The organism is Marvinbryantia formatexigens DSM 14469 (assembly GCF_025148285.1).
In the GTDB taxonomy this organism is placed as follows: domain Bacteria; phylum Bacillota; class Clostridia; order Lachnospirales; family Lachnospiraceae; genus Marvinbryantia; species Marvinbryantia formatexigens.
The window spans coordinates 3,671,603-3,689,652 of record NZ_CP102268.1 but is presented as its reverse complement, the minus strand read 5'-3'; the positions used below and the strand labels follow the sequence as shown (position 1 = coordinate 3,689,652).

Below are 18,050 nucleotides of genomic sequence, written 5' to 3'. Positions count from 1 at the left end.
TGTAAATTTTTATGGAAAGTAAAAATCCGGAGCCAGACAGTTTTATACTGCCCGCGCTCCGGATTTTACTTTCATCAATTATGCCGCCAGGAGCTCCATCGCCCCGGCGCCTGCAAACTGCACGACTGCGCATACAACCTGTTGACAAAGCTGCACGATGTAGCGCACATCTGTTTCAATCGTATGACGTCCTCTGGTGTATTCCTCATGTGTTTTCCGGATATATTCCAGAAGCGCCTCCACGTTCTCAAACACCTTTTCTCCAACCTTCTGCAGCGCCGCCCTGCCGCTGTCAATATATTCTCTCAGATAATCACGCATTTCCTTTTCATATGCGCAATGCTGGCGGATTGTCCCGGTGTAGGTGCGGTTATGCGGAAAAGTAAAGTAATCGGCAATATAATGGATGATTTCTCCCAGATGCCGCCAGAACGCCATGCCGTCCTGCGCATCGGTGTAATCCATTTTCAGCAGACTTCTTATATTGTCGGAAACCTTGTCAAAGGTTCCGTAAAACTCGTGGCGTTCCGTAAGAAAGGAAGGCTTGCAGTCCGGAAGGATAGAGCCAAGATAAAATGCCTTTCTGTGCTGCTGCAGCTTATCCGCCCCCATCTGTGAGACCAGAAACCTCGCCAGCGAAATATGTGATTTTTTTCTCATGCATTTCTCCTTTTCCCCGATGGGACACTTTCACACAAATGCAGCTCCGCCATACGGAATCCCCTCACGCCGCGATCCATCCGGCGCAAAACCCTGCTGCAAATCAGCTCCTTTTCTACCATACGCCACTTTTTTAAAAAACGCAAGCGGAAATTTATTACATACCATGTAACATCACGCAGTTCCATTGTCATTCAACCTGATATTATGCCATGCAGACCACAGAACTTCTGCTCACGCAGGCTATATTTTTGCAATATCAATCAGCGTCAGCTTTTTCACATCCGTATTTTCCAGACTGGAAATCAGCGCGCCCGCCGTGTCCAGAGATGTCAGGACATTGACGCCGGTCTCGATGGCATTGCGGCGGATGACAAAACCATCCTTTGAATGCTCGATTCCCTGGGAAGGGGTATCGATTACCAGATCTATCTTATGTCCGAGAATCAAGTCAAGAATGTTCGGCGACTCCTGCTCCACCTTGCGCGTCATGCGCACCTGCACATCGGCGTCCATCAGCGCTTTCGCCGTGCCCTTGGTGGCAAAAATGTTGTAGCCGAGCGCTTCAAAACGCTTTGCGAGCTTTGCCGCCTCCTCTTTGTCCTCATCGCGCACCGTCATAATCATGTTTTTGTGCTTCGGCAGGTTAATACCCGCTCCAAGAAACGCCTTGTAGAGCGCTTCGTTAAAGGTTTTTGCAATACCAAGGCACTCGCCGGTGGATTTCATTTCCGGTCCGAGGCTGATATCAGCACCGCGGATTTTCTCGAAGGAGAACACCGGCATCTTAATGGCAAAATAATCCGCCTCCGGCTGCAGTCCCGGTGTGTAGCCAAGGTCCTTTATTTTCGCGCCGAGGATTACCTTTGTCGCAAGCGGCACAATCGGGATGCCCGTCACCTTGCTGATGTACGGTACGGTGCGGCTGGAGCGCGGATTTACCTCAATCACATATACTTCCTCGCCGCAGACAATGAACTGGATGTTAATCAGACCAATAACATGCAGCGACTGCGCCAGCTTTCTTGTGTAATCCTCTATCGTCGCCTTTACCTTTGCGTCGATGCTCTGCGCCGGATAAACAGAAATACTGTCTCCCGAATGAATGCCCGCGCGCTCGATATGCTCCATGATACCCGGAATCAGAATATCGGTGCCATCGCATACCGCGTCGACCTCAATTTCCTTGCCGACCAGATATTTATCGACCAGAATCGGATGCTCCTGCGCGATGCGGTTGATGATGCCGATAAATTCATCCACATCCTCATCGCTGATGGCAATCTGCATTCCCTGTCCGCCGAGCACATAGGACGGACGCACCAGCACCGGATAGCCGAGCTCGTTTGCCGCCTTTTTCGCTTCCTCAGCGGTAAATACGGTGTGACCTGCCGGGCGCGGAATGCCGCATTTCTCCAGAATGCCGTCAAACAGCTCGCGGTCCTCGGCAGCGTCCACGTTTTCCGCGGAAGTTCCCAGAATCGGCACACCCATTTTCATAAGGCTTTCCGTCAGCTTGATAGCGGTCTGTCCGCCAAACTGCACCACGGCACCGTCCGGCTTCTCCAGGCGGACGATATTCTCCACATCCTCCGGCGTCAGCGGCTCGAAATACAGCTTGTCCGCGATATCGAAGTCGGTGCTGACCGTCTCCGGGTTGTTATTGATAATAATTGTTTCGTAGCCTTCCTTCGCAAACGCCCAGGTGCAGTGGACAGAGCAGAAATCAAATTCAATTCCCTGCCCGATGCGGATAGGTCCGGAGCCGAGCACCAGCACCTTTTTGCGGTCATGGGTCTCCTGCGCTTCATTCTCACTTCCAAACACAGAATAATAGTACGGCGTAGTCGCCTCAAATTCCGCCGCGCAGGTATCCACCATCTTGTATGCCGCCGTGATGCCGTTCTCATAGCGCATCGCCTTAATTTCGTCCTCTGTCTTTCCGGTCAGACGGGCAATCACGTTGTCCGGGAACTCAATGCGTTTCGCCTCTTTCAGCAGCTCCACAGTCAGCTCCTGCGTCTGCAGCGCCTGCTCCATCTCCACCAGAATCGCAAGCTTATCAATAAACCAGATATCTATTTTTGTAATATCGTGAATAACCTCATAGGAAACGCCGCGGCGCAGCGCCTCCGCAATCACCCAGATGCGGCGGTCGTCTACCTTTGCGAGCTGCTTCATAAGCTGCTCGTCATCCAGATGCGAAAAATCATACGACAGCAGACTGTCCACATGCTGCTCCAGAGAACGGATTGCCTTCATCATCGCACCCTCAAAGTTGTCGCAGATGCTCATTACCTCTCCGGTCGCCTTCATCTGTGTGGTGAGGGTACGCTTTGCGCTGATGAATTTGTCAAATGGCAGGCGCGGGATTTTCACCACGCAGTAGTCCAGCATCGGCTCGAAGCTGGCGTACGTTTTGCCCGTAATGGCGTTTTTGATTTCATCGAGAGTATAACCGAGCGCGATTTTCGCCGCCACCTTCGCAATCGGATAGCCGGTCGCCTTGGAGGCGAGCGCCGAAGAACGGCTCACACGCGGATTTACCTCGATCACGCAGTATTCAAAGCTGTCCGGGTTCAGGGCATACTGCACGTTGCAGCCGCCAGTGATGTTCAGCTCGCTGATGATATTCAGCGCCGAGGTACGCAGCATCTGGTATTCCTTGTCGCCGAGTGTCTGGGACGGCGCTACCACGATGCTGTCGCCGGTATGCACGCCGACCGGGTCAATATTTTCCATGTTGCAGACGGTAATGCAGTTGCCTGCGCTGTCGCGCATCACCTCGTACTCGATTTCCTTCCAGCCGGCAATGCAGCGCTCCACCAGCACCTGCCCCACGCGTGACAGACGCAGCCCGTTTGCCAGAATTTCCGTCAGCTCCTCGTAATTGTGGGCGATGCCGCCGCCGCTTCCTCCAAGCGTGTACGCCGGGCGCAGCACGACCGGATAGCCGATGGTGTTTGTAAACGCAACGCCCTCTTCTATCGTTTCCACGACTTTTGAAGCTGCAATCGGCTCCCCGATTTTCTCCATCGTGTTTTTAAATTCCTGGCGGTCCTCCGCCTTTTTTATCGTCTCCGCAGTGGTGCCGATAAGCCGCACATTGTTTTCCTTTAAAAAGCCGCGCTCCTCCAGCTCCATAGCGAGGTTTAAGCCCGCCTGTCCGCCAAGCGTCGGCAGCACGCTGTCCGGCTTTTCTTTTAATATAAGCTGTTCCACCACTTCCACCGTCAGCGGCTCAATGTACACGCGGTCAGCAATGTCTTTATCTGTCATAATGGTCGCCGGGTTTGAATTCAGAAGGACGACCTCGATGCCCTCCTCCTTCAGAGAGCGGCACGCCTGCGTTCCGGCGTAGTCGAACTCCGCCGCCTGCCCGATTACGATCGGTCCCGAACCAATCACAAGTACCTTTTTGATTTCCGGATTCTTCGGCATTATCTGTCCACCTCCATCATTTTCATAAACCGGTCAAACAGGTAACCGGAATCCTGCGGTCCCGGACACGCTTCCGGGTGAAACTGTACCGTAAAAATATTCTTTCCCGTATAGGCAAGTCCTTCATTTGTTCCGTCATTGACATTGGTAAATGCCGGAACCGCCACCGATGCGTCCAGATTTTTCGTATCCACCACATAGCCGTGGTTCTGCGAGGAAATGTACACTCTGCCCGTTTTTAAGTCCTTCACCGGATGATTGCCGCCACGGTGCCCGTACTTCATTTTATAGGTGTCCGCACCGTTCGCCAGCGCCATAAGCTGATGTCCCAGACAGATGGCAAAAATCGGAATATCCGTCTGATATAATTTGCGGATTTCTTCTATAATAGAAACGCATTCCTTCGGGTCGCCCGGTCCGTTGGAAAGCATGATGCCGTCCGGCGCATCCGCGATAATCTCCTCCGCCTTCGTCAGCGCCGGATAAACCGTTACCTGGCAGCCGCGCGCGTTCAGGCTGCGGGCGATGTTGCGCTTCGCTCCCAGATCCAGCAGCGCCACCTTCGGACCGTCACCCTCCAGCACGTATTTTTCTGCGCAGGTCACCTTCTCCACCACTTTGCCGGTGCGGTAAGCGGCAATTTGCGGCAGCACTTCTTCCAGACAGAACTTTTCGTTGGTCGTAAGCATACCGTTCATGGTGCCCTTTTCACGAAGTATTTTCGTCAGCGCCCTGGTGTCTATTCCGGAGATTCCGGGGATATTATATTTTAACAGAAAATCCTGAATTGTCCCTTCCGAACGGAAGTTACTGGGAATACGAGATAGTTCTCTTACAATGTATGCGTCCGGCCACGGTCTCTCCGACTCCATGTCCTTCGTGCAGATACCATAATTGCCAATTAACGGATATGTCATCACAACTGCCTGTCCCGCATAAGAGGGATCGGTGAGGACTTCGAGATAACCGGTCATCGACGTGTTAAAAACGATTTCGCTGATGACTTCCCGGTCCGCCCCGATGCTCTGCCCGGTAAAAACAGTTCCGTCTTCCAGAATAAGAAATGCTTTCATTGTCCATCCTGCCTTTCCTGATGTATTGGTGTGCGGTGCGCATCCCGCCCGGTGAATTCTCAGACTCACGCTCACGCGTTCGTTGCCGCGACACGCGCCGGATGGGAAGTTACCCTTCCCTCTGCGCGCATACAATTCACCGCCTGGGAATGCGAGCATTCCCTCCCGGTGAATTGTACGGACGCCGGGAACGCAAGCGTTCCCGCCCGGCTTATTACTATCGCGCAAAAAAAGGGAATAAAACGCCCGTCTCTTCCCCATCGAATCCACACCCCAAATTGCTAAAATGATAGCACAAAAATAACCGTTTGGCAAGAGGCAGATTACTTTCTTCTTCATATAATAATTATAACCATTTATGTGTGAGGTTATTATGTCCTATTCTCGCATAAGAGCTATGCAGCAGACAACGGATACCGGTATGCTGCGCATTAATGTGGAATCCGCGCTTCGCAGCACGCCTGTGGAGGATGCCGTGATTGACATTTCGTATTCCGGCGACCCGGAGAATGTTATCGAGGAGGTGCGCACAGACAGCAGCGGACGCACAGAGACGCTGTCTCTGGAAGCGCCTCCTCTGGAATACAGTCTGACCCCTGGAGAGGCGCAGCCCTATTCCGAATATACCTTCTCGGTGTCTGCGGAGGGCTATGAAAAAATCACGGTCTCCGGCTCCGAGATTCTTTCCGGACAGCTTTCTCTGCAGACCATCCGCCTGCGTCCGATCGAAGAACGCGAAACACCGGATGTGGTCGTCATCCCGGCACATACGCTTTACGGTAATTATCCGCCGAAAATCGCCGAAGCCGAGGTAAAGCCTGTCAGTCAGACCGGTGAAATCGTTCTCTCCCGTGTTGTCGTCCCGGAATTTGTCGTCGTGCACGATGGCTCCCCGCGCGACACCACCGCCACCGACTATTACGTGCGCTACAAGGATTACATCAAAAATGTCGCTTCCAGCGAAATTTATTCCACCTGGCCGCAGGCGGCGCTGCGCGCAAATATTCTCGCCATTATGTCGTTTACGCTGAACCGCGTTTATACGGAGTGGTACCGCAACAAGGGCTTTAATTTTACCATCACCTCCTCCACCGCCTTCGACCACAAGTGGATCTACGGGCGCAATATCTACGAGAGCATTTCGGAGGTGGTGGATGAGATTTTTGATGCCTATCTCTCCCGCCCGAATGTGAAGCAGCCGATTCTGACACAATACTGTGACGGAAACCGCGTCATCTGCCCGAACTGGATGAGTCAATGGGGTTCGAAAAACCTTGCCGACCAGGGCTATTCCGATATTGAGATTCTCCGCTATTATTACGGGGATTCCATGTACATCAATACAGCGGAGGAGGTTTCCGGCATTCCCTCCTCCTATCCCGGTTATGCCCTGCGCATCGGTTCCTCCGGCGACGCCGTGCGCCAGATTCAGGAGCAGCTCAACGCTATCTCCAACAACTATCCGCTGATTCCGAAAATCGCCGTGGACGGCATCTTCGGTCCGGCGACAGAAAACGCGGTGAAGGTATTCCAGAGCGTCTTCGGGCTGACGCAGGACGGCATTGTCGGGCGGCGCACCTGGTACCGTATCCAGGATATTTACGTCGCCGTCACGCGCATCGCAGAGCTGTACCCGTAAAGCACGCAGGTTCCCGTTTGCCAGCTTCCGTGCCGTGCAAAGTGGCAGGTTGACCTTTCCCCTTTACGTAAAAACAGCTAAAGACACAGACAGCCGCACGTTCTTCCTTCATCACAGAACAACCAGCGGCAGCGGTGGCAGTCCCCCATTTCATCAGAACAGGCTCCCGTTTCCGGGAGCCTGCTGGTTTCATATCGCTCTTTTCATGCTGCTCTTCTTCAGAACATCCAGGATTTTCTCCTGCTGCCCCGCTGTGCGCCACATCAGTCTCGCTGCAGCATTCTCGCTACAGCAGTCTCGCCACATCGTTATACATTACCACGACCATCAGCACCATCAGTGCCATCAGTCCCACAAAATGCACCATCGCCTCTTTGTCCGGATTGACGCGCTTTCCGCGGATTGCCTCTATAATCAGGAAGACGAGACGTCCGCCGTCCAGCGCCGGAAGCGGCAGCAGATTCATGACGCCGAGCGTTGCCGACAGGAAGATTCCCATATTCAGCATATTTATCACAACGGCAAACATGCTGACCTTGGCACTCTCTGTATAAGTCTCCCCAATCATGCTGACGACGCCCACCGGACCGGACATATCCTTAATGCCGGCTTTTCCGGTCACCAGCATCCGCACGCTCTCAATCGACAAATCGATCCAGTAGCGCACCTCGCAGGCGCTGTATTTTATCACCTGCAGGAGATTGCCCTTTACATAGCTTACATTGACGGAAACGCCCATCCGGTAATAGCCGTCCTCATCCTGCACCGGAACAATGTGTACCGTATTGGTTTCCCCGTCGTGCTTATAAGTCAGCGTAATATCCTCGCCCTGATGCAGGGAAATATAGTTGCTGACCTCACGCGCCAGATAGATGCGCTTACCGTTCATCTTCGTGACGATGTCGCCCTCCTGCAGCCCGGCTTCCTGCGCCGGAGAGCCTTCCTCCACGCCCCGTATCACCGCCGGGTCGTATCCGTACAGACCGACAATAATCAGCGACAGCAGAAACGCCAGAATAAAATTAAAAACCGGTCCCGCCGCAATTATGGAAATCCGTGCCCACACGGACTTGCTGCCAAACGAGCCCTCCCCGCTCTCCTCTTCATCCTCGCCGAGCATCATGCAGGAGCCGCCAAAAGGCAGCAGCTTCCAGGAATAACGCGTACCGTGCCATTCCCGGCTCAGGATGCGCGGTCCCATACCCAGCGAAAACTCCACGACCGTCACGCCGTTTTTCTTCGCCAGCAGAAAATGCCCGAATTCATGGAACAAAATAATCAGGCTGAATAAAATCAACGCCCAGACAATGTTCAATCTACCACCTGCTTTCAATCATCTCATAGGTTTCCTGTTCCGTCTCCAGAATCTCTTCCACAGAAGGATTCTGCCTTACCTTATGTGCCTCCATACATTCTGTGATGATTTCATAAATATCCGTAAATCCGATTTTCCTGGACAGAAATTTGCTGACCGCCCTCTCATTTGCCGCGTTAAACACGGTCGGCATGGAGCCTCCCGCCCGCGCGGCGCGGTACGCAAGAGGCAGTCCCAGGAAGGTTTCCGTATCCGGCTCCTCAAAGGTGATCTGCGACAGGCGCGCGAAATCCAGACGGTCGCCCGCCAGGAATCTGCGCTCCGGATAATAAAGCGCATACTGGATGGGGAGCTTCATATCCGGCGTGCCGAGCTGCGCGATAATGGCTCCGTCCACAAACTCTACCATAGAATGTATGACGCTCTGTGGTTGTACTACAACCTGTATCCGGTCCAGATCCATGCCGAACAGCCACCTTGCTTCCATCACCTCCAGCCCTTTATTGACCAGAGTGGCGGAATCAATGGTAATCTTCTGTCCCATGCTCCAGTTGGGATGCTTCAGCGCATCCTCCACCCGCACATCCGCAAGCTGCTCCCGTTTCCGTCCGCGGAACGGTCCGCCGGACGCCGTAATCAGAAGCTTGTGTATCTGACGCGGATTTTCCCCGTTTAAGGACTGGAAAATCGCGCTGTGTTCGCTGTCGACCGGCAGAATCTTCACACCGCACTGCTCTGCCAGCGGCATGATAATGTGTCCGGCTGTCACCAGCGTTTCCTTGTTGGCAAGCGCGATATCCTTGCCCGCCTGAATCGCCGCAATGGTCGGACGGATGCCTATCATGCCCACGATCGCCGTGACAACGGTTTCCACCTCCGGCAGCGTGCAGATTTCCAGAAGTCCCTCCATCCCGGAGACGATTTTTACATCCAGGTCACGCACCGCCGTCCGCAGCTTCTGCGCGTCCGCTTCCTCCCAGACTGCCGCCACGCGCGGCAGAAATTCCCGTATCTGCTCCTCCAGCAGCCTGATATTGCGCCCCGCTGCCAGCGCGGCGATCCGGATATCCTTATTTGCTCTTGCTACCTCCAGCGTCTGCGTGCCGATGGAACCGGTAGCTCCCAGAACCGCAATCGTTTTCATAAGCTTTCCTTTCTTATACTTTCCTGTAATCAAATTCCGTGCTGCGCACCTTCAAAATCAATGACTTATATCATCAGATTCGACAGGAAGTAAATCACCGGCGCGGTAAAAATCACGCTGTCAAACCGGTCGAGGATTCCTCCATGTCCGGGAATCAGGGTCCCGTAATCCTTAATGTCATGGTTCCGTTTAATAGCCGACGCCGCCAGATCGCCAATCATGGAAATCAGGGCACCGGCAGCACAGATTACCGCATAGGAGATTACCGGGTTTTCCGCCTCCAGATGCGCGCCCACAATAGCGGCATATATGGCGCCCAGCAGCGCCGCGCCCAGCACGCCGCCCACTGCCCCCTCAACGGATTTCTTCGGACTGAGGACCGGCGACATCTTGTGCTTTCCAATCAGGATTCCCACGCAGTACGCGCAGGTATCGCATCCCCATGAGCAGATGAAAATCAGCCATACCAGAAAAGCGCCGTCCTCCATCCTTCTGGTAAGATAAATATAGGAAAGCATCACGCATACATAAACGATGCCAAAAAACGCCGCCATCGCCTGCTCCGCGCGGTATCTGGGGAACGTGAATACATAGACGGCAAGTATCGCCGCCATCGCAAATACCAGATAAATGGTGCTGTACTCCTCCAGCCCCAGAAGCAGCAGCACATAATAGAACGCCGCCGCCAGAATGCCTGTCAACGCCAGACCCATGTCATTTTTCTTCCATACACCGACCGCACGGTACAGCTCCCCAAGACCAATGAGGGAGACAGTCAGCGCTGTCCCCCACAAAACATAGCCTCCGGGGATAATCGTGAGCAGTGCAACTGCCATAATGATGATACTGCTTCTCAATCTAACTGCAAACATGATTATTTCCCTCTTTTACTGCTCATTCAGAACGCCGCCGTAGCGCCGCTCCCTCTGATTATATTTTTCAATCGCCTGCCAGAGATTCTCTTTTGTAAACGCCGGCCACGGAACATCCGTGAAATAAAATTCGCTGTACGCAAGCTGCCACATCAGATAATTCGAAAGCCGCAGCTCGCCGCTGGTGCGGATAAGAAGATCCGGGTCCGGCACCTCACGTGTATCCAGATACCCCGCAAATAAATCCTCCGTGATATCCTCCGGCTTCACCTTTCCGTCCACGCAGTCCGCCGAAATTCTGCGGATGGCGCGCACGATCTCATCCCTGCTTCCGTAATTGATCGCTATCTGGAAATTCAGCCCGGTATTATTCTTCGAGCTCTCCACCAGGTTGCGCAGACTCTCCTGCAGATCCTCCGCAAGCGCCGTCGGGTCCCCAAGAACGCGCACCTTCATGTTATTTTTCTGCGCCGTTTTGATGCAGGTCTTCGTATAGCTGCGGAACAGACGCATCAGCCCGTCCACTTCTTCCGGCGAACGCTTCCAGTTTTCCGTGGAAAACAGATAAACCGTAAGATACTTAATTCCTATGTTCCAGGCGTCCTCACAGATTACCTCCAGATTCTTTGCGCCTCTGGAGTGACCATAGTTGCGCGGCATTCCCTTACTTTTCGCCCAGCGTCCGTTGCCGTCCAGAATAATGGCGACATGGCGCGGTATGGTAAGCTGTTCTCTGTCCATCGCGCTACACCGTCATGATCTCTTTCGATTTTTCCTCGACTGCACTGTCGATATCCTTCATATATTTATCCGTCAGCTTCTGCATGGCATTCTCCAGCTCTTTGATGGTATCCTCCGATACATCCGTGCCCTTCAGCTTCTTGAAGGCATCGTTGGCGTCGCGGCGGATATTGCGCACGGCAACCTTGGCTCCCTCGCCTTTTTTCTTAACCTCTTTCACCAGGTCCTTTCTGCGCTCCTCGGTAAGCTCCGGGAATACGAGACGGATGACCCTGCCGTCGTTCGTCGGGTTGATGCCGAGGTCTGAGGTCTGGATCGCTTTGGTGATCGCCTTCAGCATACTGGTATCCCACGGCTGTATCTGAATCATGCGCGCCTCCGGCACGTTTACATTGCCGACCTGCTGGATCGGCGTGGGCGTTCCGTAATAGTCAACCATAATGCGGTCCAGCACATGCGGGTTTGCACGCCCCGCACGGATAGCTCCAAACTCCGCGAGCAGGTTGTTGTATGTCTTTGTCATTTTTTCGTCATATACCTTCATTCTTTCATCCATGTCTTCTTCCTCCTGGTTTTTCTGTTTTTATTTATTATACCGTCACCTTCGTGCCGCTGAAATTGCCGCTCACCGTGTTCACGATACTGTTTTCTTCGTTCAGCCCGAACACCAGCATCGGCATTTTATTCTCCATGCAGAGAATGGAAGCCGCCAGGTCAACCACACCGAGCCGCCGGTCGATGACCTCCTGAATCGTAATTTCGTCGTATTTTACCGCCTCCGGATTCGTCTTCGGGTCGCTGTCATAAACGCCGTCGATCGACTTGGCAAGCAGGATGACCTCCGCCTCAATCTCAACCGCGCGCAGCACTGTGGTCGTATCCGTGGAAAAATACGGATGACCCGTACCGCCTGCAAAAAACGTCACCATACCCTTTTCAAAGCACTCGTTTACCCGGTCCTTGGAGAACAGCTCTGTAAATGCGCCGCAGGAAAACGGAGTAAAAATCTGCGTTTTCATGCCCGCCGAGCGGAAAATCTCGGATACGTAAATGCAGTTCATCACCGTCGCCAGCATTCCTATCTGGTCCGCCTTTGTGCGGTCAATATTCTCGCTGGAACGTCCGCGCCAGAAATTTCCGCCGCCAATCACCACGCCGACCTGTGTGCCGGCATCCACAAGCTGCTTCACCTGCCCTGCCACACGCGCAACCGTCGGCTCGTCGAAGCCCGTGTGCTTCTCCCCTGCAAGCGCCTCACCGCTTAACTTCAATAATACACGCTTCATACCATACTCTCCGTTTCAAAATCTTTTTCGGGCGTCAGCGTTGACCACCCATTTGGAACAGTATAACATACTTTACAAAGATTTAATACACTTTTTTTTCAAACCGTGATACACTATTATCAGATTTTTGGAAAGGGATACACAAATGAATATTGACGACAAAAAAACAGCACTGGATGATGATTCGCTCCTTTATCAGAAGCGCGATGATTCCCTGAAGAAAAAAGATATTTCGAATCTGAACCGTACGCAGAAGGCAGGTTATTTTAAGGATTACTACCTGCGGACGGTCATCATTGTTATCGTAGTTCTGATCATAGCTGCCTCGCTCATCTACACCATGTTTTTCCGCCACCAGGTCAATGTCCTGTCGGTGGCATTTATCAACGATGCGTGGATGGCTGACGCAGATTTGCTGACGGACAACCTGCGCGACTACTACGAGCTGACAAGCGATGACGAACTGCTGGACTGCACGAATTACAATCTGGAGGAATATGGCGACCAGATGAAGCTTACCACACTGATTGCCGCCCAGTCCATCGATATCCTGGTCTGCCCGCAGGAGCAGTTTGACCAGTATTCGGAGCTTGGTTATCTCGCAGACCTCTCCGAGCTGCTTCCGGCGGATCTGTACGCGCAGTTTGAGGACCAGATTATCGAGTCCAGCGAGGTGGAGACCGATACCGACGGGACGACGGTACTGCAGACCTACCCCGCCGCGCCGCACGGCATTGATATTGCCGATAACGAAGTCTACCAGGCTTACGGCGGTGTCGGAGAGAAAGCGATTCTCTGCGTTGTTTCCAACACAGAACACACAGATAACGTTATCCGTTTTCTTGAGTACCTGCTTTCCCCGTCTTCCGTGGAAGAGGCGGAAGCTGCGCAAGCAGAATAGCGGCAAACATAAGAATACAGCCGAGGATTTCCCTGCCGGAGAGCTCCTGGTGAAGAATCACCATACCCGCCAGCACCGAAATCACGGATTCCAGGCTCAGTATAAGGGATGCAACCGTCGGGTTCATCCCTTTTTGTCCGATAATCTGCAGGGTGTAGGCAACTCCGCAGGAAAGCACGCCCGCATAAAGAATGGGCTGCCATGCCGCCAGAAGCTGCCCGATCTGCGGCTTTTCAAACAGCAGCATCGGCACCGCGCAAAGACCGCCGCTGACAAAGAACTGGATGCAGGACATGGCGACCCCGTCCGCCAGCGGCGAAAAATGGTCGATTACCATGATATGTACAGCGAACATCAGCGCTCCCAGAAATACCAGCACGTCTCCCCTGCCGATGGTCAGGTCCTCCGTAATACACAGAAAATACAGTCCGGCAAGCGCCAGCAGCACGCCGATCCAGACCGTAATCCCGCATTTCTTTCTGAAAAAAAGTCCGATGACCGGCACAATGATAATATAAAAAGCCGTGATAAAACCAGCCTTTCCAACTGACGTATACATAATCCCAAGCTGCTGCAGGCAGCTTGCCACGCACAGCGCCACGCCGCAGCAGACGCCTCCGAGAATCAGATTTTTTTTCTCTTTGCCGGAACCGTCCGCTCTTTTCTCCGGCGGATTCAGCTTCTTCAGCAGCGCCATGCACGGCAGCAGCACGATGCCGCCAATCAGAAAACGCACGCAGTTAAATGTAAAGGGTCCCACATAATCCATGCCGACGCTCTGCGCCACAAAGGCAACGCCCCATATCAGCGCCGTCAGCAAAAGAATCAGCGAATTTCTTACCTGTAAATTTTTCATACTAACACATCTCCTGTCCTTCTTTTCCCATACGCATTCTCCCGCCTGCATCACTGCCCGTCCAGCGGAAGCTCCTGCTCCATTTTAGCGGACATCATCAGAAAAGTCTACCTCTTTTTCGTCGGAAAGACGATTCGAAAAAATATCCCTGCATGGCGAACATTTCTGTCCGACAGGCGGGGATATTCTTCGAGTCGTCTTTTTTACGAAAGAACGGGAAACGTGCAGCGCACGGATATGCGCGCACCGTCTGTTATCCGGCATTTACCGGATGCCGTTTTTAACCTCTGATTTCGGCAGCCAGAGCAACCGCTTCCTTTGTCATTTCGCGAATCTTGTCAAATTCACCAGCTTTGATGAGGTCGCCCTTTACCATCCAGCTTCCGCCGCAGCAGAGAATCTTGTCGCACTCCAGATAGCTGCGCAGATTCTTCGCGCTGATGCCGCCGGTCGGCATAAATTTCACCATTGTGTACGGTGCCGCCATCGCCTTAATCATCGCAATGCCGCCCGCCTGCTCCGCCGGGAAAAATTTCACGACCTTCAGACCGCGTTTTACAGCCTGCGCTACCTCGGACGGAGTGATGCAGCCCGGAAATACCGGAATTTCCTTGCTGATGCAATAGTCAACGATTTCCGGATCAAAGCCCGGACTTACGATGAATTTTGCGCCTGCGCCCACTGCGCGGTCCACCTGGTCTACCGTCAGGACTGTACCTGCTCCCACCAGCATGTCCGGATACTTTTCTGCCATCAGACGGATGGATTCCTCTGCGGCATCTGTGCGGAACGTTACCTCCGCGCACGGCAGACCGCCCTCAACCAGCGCGTCTGCAAGCGGAAGCGCATCCTTTGCGTCATTCAGAACGACTACCGGCACAACGCCAACTTCTTTAAACTGTTCTTCCATTGATTTCATGATAAATTCCTCCCTGAGTTTTTGCCAGAATAATTCTTTCAGGCTGCCGAATCACGTTTTTTACACATGACTTTTTGCCTCTGGCATCATTATATCAGATAATTTTCCGTCTGTCAGCAGAAGATTACATCAGATTGCGCCAAAACTATGCCAATACACGCTTCATTACTTCGTAAGTGCCCTCTTTTTCAATCTGCTCCAGATAGTCCGCGACCGCCGCCTCAAAGCCCGCGATTTCGCTTAAATCCTCGCCCCAGAAATCCTTGTTCGTGCAGACCGCATGAGCCAGCTCCTGCGCCGTGTCATCCTTATGCGACGCATAAAACTCCAGGATATTCCTGTCATCGTGAATCGTATATTCATTTTTCTTCCTGCTTCCGACCAGTCCCTCGTCCGTCAGCTTCTGCCCGTGATAGAACGCAATATAGAAAGCAAAGGAAGCCGTAATGCATTTCGGCAGGCTGCCGAATTTTGCGACATACCCCTTCAGGCTCGGCATCACGCGCGCCTTCCACTTGGATGTGGAATTCAGCGAAATCGACAGCAGCGCATGGTCCACAAACGGATTGTTGAAACGGTCTGTCACGGAAGCCGCAAATTCCTTCAGCTCCTCCTCCGGCAGCGTCAGTGTCGGAATAATCTCCTCGTAGATGGTCTTATTCATAAAGCCGTTGATTACTTCATCCTTCATGCAGTCGCGGACAATATCCTGCCCCGCCAGGTAAGCGCCGAGCACCATCGAGGTGTGCGCGCCGTTCAGGATGCGGACCTTTCTCTGCTTGTACGGCTTGTGGTCGTCGCAGATGATGACCGGAAGGCCTGCCTCCTCAAACGGAAGCTCCTTTTTCAGCCATTGCGGGCCCTCAATCACCCAGAGACCAAACACCTCGCCGACATCCAGCAGGTTGTCCTCATAGCCCAGCTCTTCGCAGATTGCCGCGGCGTCCGCTCTCGGATAACCCGGAACGATGCGGTCCACCAGCGTTGAGCAGAATACGCACTCTTCCTTCAGCCAGTTTTTAAATTCCCCGCCAAGCTCCCACTGATCGGCATACTGGTTTACACATTTTTCCAGCTCTTTTCCGTTGTTATCAATCAGCTCGCAGGAAAGAATGATGATGCCTTTGCCCTTTTCCTGCCCGAATTTCTGAAAACGGCGGTACAGCCACTGTGTCAGCTTGCCCGGATAGCTTGCCGCCGGCACGTCCGCGAACTGGCAGGACGGGTCATACTGGATGCCAGCCTCGGTGGTGTTGCAGACCACAAAACGGATATCCTCGCTCTCCGCATAAGCAAGCACCGCATCGTAGTCCTTATACGGATTCAGACATCTGCTCACGCAGGAAATCACGCGGCGGTCGTCGACCTTCTTTCCGTTTTCATTTCCGCGCAGAAGCAGCGTGTAAAGTCCTTCCTGTTCATTTATCATGTCCGCAAGTCCCGGAGCGATTGGCTGGCACAGGACCACCTTCGAGTTGAAGCCCGCCTTCTCGTTCATTTTATCAATCCAGCACTCCACAAAAGCGCGCAGGAAATTTCCCTCGCCAAACTGCAGTACCCGCTCCGGCGCATCCTTCAGCAGGTAGCCCTCATACCCCATTTTCTCCAATGTTGCATAGCTTAACTTTTTCATGATATATCCTTCCTCTCCAAATTTCAGAATGATGATGTCTCCCGTTTTTCCGTATCATACGTTTTCCGCATCAGACAGACGCCTACAGCGTCACACCCTGTTTGAAAATCGCCATGTCGTGGAAGCCCTTTTCTTCCGCTTTCACCTTCCTGCCGGAAGCCACCTCCAGCACATAATCAAAAAGCTGTCTTCCCATTTCCTCCAGATTCGTATCCTCTACCATCACGCCGCAGTTGAAATCGATCCAGTTGTTTTTCTTCTGCGAAAGCCCGGTATTGGTGGAGATTTTCACTGTCGGGACCGGAGACGCGAACGGCGTTCCCCGCCCGGTGGTAAACAGCACGATCTGCGCGCCGCTCGCCGCCAGCGCTGTGGAGGCCACCAGGTCATTTCCCGGAGCGCTCAGAAGATTCAGCCCCTTCCTGCTCACCGGCTCGCCATATTTCAGAACGCCGCGCACAGGCGCGCTCCCCGACTTCTGCGTACATCCGAGCGATTTGTCCTCCAGTGTGGTAATGCCGCCCTTTTTGTTGCCCGGAGAAGGATTTTCATAAATCGTCTGATTATGGGATGTAAAATAATTTTTGAAGTCATTAATCAGCGCCACCGTCTTTTCAAACAGCTCCGGCGTCTCACAGCGGTTCATCAGCAGCGTTTCCGCCCCGAACATTTCCGGCACCTCTGTCAGAATCGTCGTTCCTCCCTGGGAAATCAGCATATCCGAGAACTGCCCAACCGCCGGATTTGCCGTGATGCCCGAAAGCCCGTCCGAGCCGCCGCATTTCATGCCGATAACCAGCTTGCTTACCGGCACCGGTTCTCTCTGGAAGCTGCCTGCGTACTCTGCCAGCTCTGCAACCAGCTTCAGCGCCTCTTCGATTTCATCCTCACATTCCTGCGCCACCAGGAACTTTACACGTTTTTCATCGTATTCCCCGATAAATTTCTTTAGCTCGTCAATATTGCTGTTCTCGCAGCCAAGACCGAGCACCAGCACGCCGCCCGCGTTCGGATGATTGACGAAATCCGCCAGAATCCGCCGGGTGTTGTCCTGGTCATCCCCCATCTGGGAACAGCCGTAGGGATGCGTAAAGGAGACGACCTCCTCCACAGAACCGCCGACAAATTTCTGCGCCTGCTTCTCGATGGCCTCCGCCACATTGTTTACACAGCCGACCGTCGGAATAATCCAGATTTCATTGCGCACGCCCACTTTTCCGTCCGGTCTGCGGTAGCCCTGGAAATAAGAAGGCTCTGCCGCCTCCAGATGGGTATCCTGCCTGTTGTAGGTATACGTCAGCAAATCGCCGAGCCCTGTTTTCACATTATGCGTATGCACCCACGCTCCGCATGGAATGTCCTCTTTTGCGTTGCCGATGGAGCAGCCGTATTTTATCACCGGCGCTCCTGCCGGGATATCCGCAAGGGCAAACTTATGCCCCTGGGGAATGTCCTCCAGCAGGGTGACAGTATTTCCGTCAAGCTCCACCGTCTTCCCTTTTTCCAGAGGACTTAAAGCTACCGCGACAACGTCCTTCGGATGGATTTTTATATACTCTCTCATATCGCT

General features: G+C 53.1%; 15 protein-coding genes. 2 read left to right on the top strand and 13 right to left on the bottom strand.

The genetic code is table 11. From position 1 onward, the window contains the following. Nucleotides 1-78 precede the first annotated feature (78 nt). The 3 genes from NQ534_RS17220 to NQ534_RS17210 all read right to left on the bottom strand — a co-directional run bounded on the left by NQ534_RS17220 (nucleotide 79) and on the right by NQ534_RS17210 (nucleotide 5,174). Nucleotides 79-660, bottom strand: coding sequence for a zinc dependent phospholipase C family protein (locus NQ534_RS17220; RefSeq protein ID WP_006864025.1), 582 nt, complete (start codon nucleotides 658-660; stop codon nucleotides 79-81). 243 nt (nucleotides 661-903) lie between these two features. Continuing rightward, nucleotides 904-4,101: a carbamoyl-phosphate synthase large subunit gene (carB, locus tag NQ534_RS17215; protein ID WP_006864023.1), complete on the bottom strand. Its 3,198-nt coding sequence runs from the start codon at nucleotides 4,099-4,101 to the stop codon at nucleotides 904-906. Continuing rightward, nucleotides 4,101-5,174: a carbamoyl phosphate synthase small subunit gene (locus NQ534_RS17210; protein WP_040785070.1), complete on the bottom strand. Its 1,074-nt coding sequence runs from the start codon at nucleotides 5,172-5,174 to the stop codon at nucleotides 4,101-4,103. Before NQ534_RS17210 ends, carB begins: the two co-directional genes overlap by 1 nt. 397 nt (nucleotides 5,175-5,571) lie before the next feature. Here NQ534_RS17210 and NQ534_RS17205 point away from each other — a divergent pair, with 397 nt between their 5' ends. Beyond that, nucleotides 5,572-6,813 carry a peptidoglycan-binding protein gene (locus tag NQ534_RS17205; RefSeq protein ID WP_006864021.1) on the top strand — a complete coding sequence of 414 codons (1,242 nt, stop codon included), beginning with the start codon at nucleotides 5,572-5,574 and terminating at the stop codon, nucleotides 6,811-6,813. Between the two features lie 286 nt (nucleotides 6,814-7,099). Here NQ534_RS17205 and rseP read toward each other — a convergent pair whose 3' ends face one another. The 6 genes from rseP to pyrH form a co-directional block, all read right to left on the bottom strand. Further along, nucleotides 7,100-8,128: an RIP metalloprotease RseP gene (gene rseP, locus NQ534_RS17200; RefSeq protein WP_040785068.1), complete on the bottom strand. Its 1,029-nt coding sequence runs from the start codon at nucleotides 8,126-8,128 to the stop codon at nucleotides 7,100-7,102. A 1-nt stretch (nucleotide 8,129) separates the two neighbouring features. Continuing rightward, the gene (locus NQ534_RS17195; protein WP_040785085.1) at nucleotides 8,130-9,272 is read right to left on the bottom strand and encodes a 1-deoxy-D-xylulose-5-phosphate reductoisomerase; all 1,143 of its coding nucleotides are present in this window, start codon (nucleotides 9,270-9,272) and stop codon (nucleotides 8,130-8,132) included. Between the two features lie 65 nt (nucleotides 9,273-9,337). Beyond that, entirely contained in the window at nucleotides 9,338-10,144 is an 807-nt protein-coding gene (locus tag NQ534_RS17190; protein ID WP_006864017.1) for a phosphatidate cytidylyltransferase, read from the bottom strand. 15 nt (nucleotides 10,145-10,159) lie between these two features. Next, the gene (gene uppS / locus NQ534_RS17185; protein WP_006864016.1) at nucleotides 10,160-10,885 is read right to left on the bottom strand and encodes an undecaprenyl pyrophosphate synthase; all 726 of its coding nucleotides are present in this window, start codon (nucleotides 10,883-10,885) and stop codon (nucleotides 10,160-10,162) included. A 4-nt stretch (nucleotides 10,886-10,889) separates the two neighbouring features. Next, nucleotides 10,890-11,441 carry a ribosome recycling factor gene (gene frr, locus NQ534_RS17180; RefSeq protein ID WP_006864015.1) on the bottom strand — a complete coding sequence of 184 codons (552 nt, stop codon included), beginning with the start codon at nucleotides 11,439-11,441 and terminating at the stop codon, nucleotides 10,890-10,892. Between the two features lie 34 nt (nucleotides 11,442-11,475). Further along, nucleotides 11,476-12,171, bottom strand: coding sequence for a UMP kinase (gene pyrH / locus NQ534_RS17175; RefSeq protein WP_006864014.1), 696 nt, complete (start codon nucleotides 12,169-12,171; stop codon nucleotides 11,476-11,478). A gap of 145 nt (nucleotides 12,172-12,316) precedes the next feature. On the opposite strand from pyrH, the gene NQ534_RS17170 reads away from it, so the two are divergent. Further along, entirely contained in the window at nucleotides 12,317-13,072 is a 756-nt protein-coding gene (locus tag NQ534_RS17170) for a hypothetical protein (RefSeq protein ID WP_006864013.1), read from the top strand. Here NQ534_RS17170 and NQ534_RS17165 read toward each other — a convergent pair. The 4 genes from NQ534_RS17165 to NQ534_RS17150 form a co-directional block, all read right to left on the bottom strand. Then, the gene (locus tag NQ534_RS17165; RefSeq protein WP_040785065.1) at nucleotides 13,002-13,928 is read right to left on the bottom strand and encodes a DMT family transporter; all 927 of its coding nucleotides are present in this window, start codon (nucleotides 13,926-13,928) and stop codon (nucleotides 13,002-13,004) included. The genes NQ534_RS17170 and NQ534_RS17165 overlap by 71 nt on opposite strands. A 280-nt stretch (nucleotides 13,929-14,208) precedes the next feature. Further along, the gene (locus NQ534_RS17160; protein WP_006864010.1) at nucleotides 14,209-14,847 is read right to left on the bottom strand and encodes a bifunctional 4-hydroxy-2-oxoglutarate aldolase/2-dehydro-3-deoxy-phosphogluconate aldolase; all 639 of its coding nucleotides are present in this window, start codon (nucleotides 14,845-14,847) and stop codon (nucleotides 14,209-14,211) included. A 145-nt stretch (nucleotides 14,848-14,992) separates the two neighbouring features. Beyond that, on the bottom strand, nucleotides 14,993-16,480 hold the full coding sequence (locus NQ534_RS17155) for a tagaturonate reductase (RefSeq protein WP_006864009.1): 1,488 nt from the start codon (nucleotides 16,478-16,480) through the stop codon (nucleotides 14,993-14,995). An 82-nt stretch (nucleotides 16,481-16,562) separates the two neighbouring features. Then, a complete protein-coding gene (locus NQ534_RS17150) occupies nucleotides 16,563-18,044 on the bottom strand; it encodes a UxaA family hydrolase (protein ID WP_006864008.1) in 1,482 nt (493 codons plus the stop codon). Between the last annotated feature and the right edge of the window lie 6 nt (nucleotides 18,045-18,050).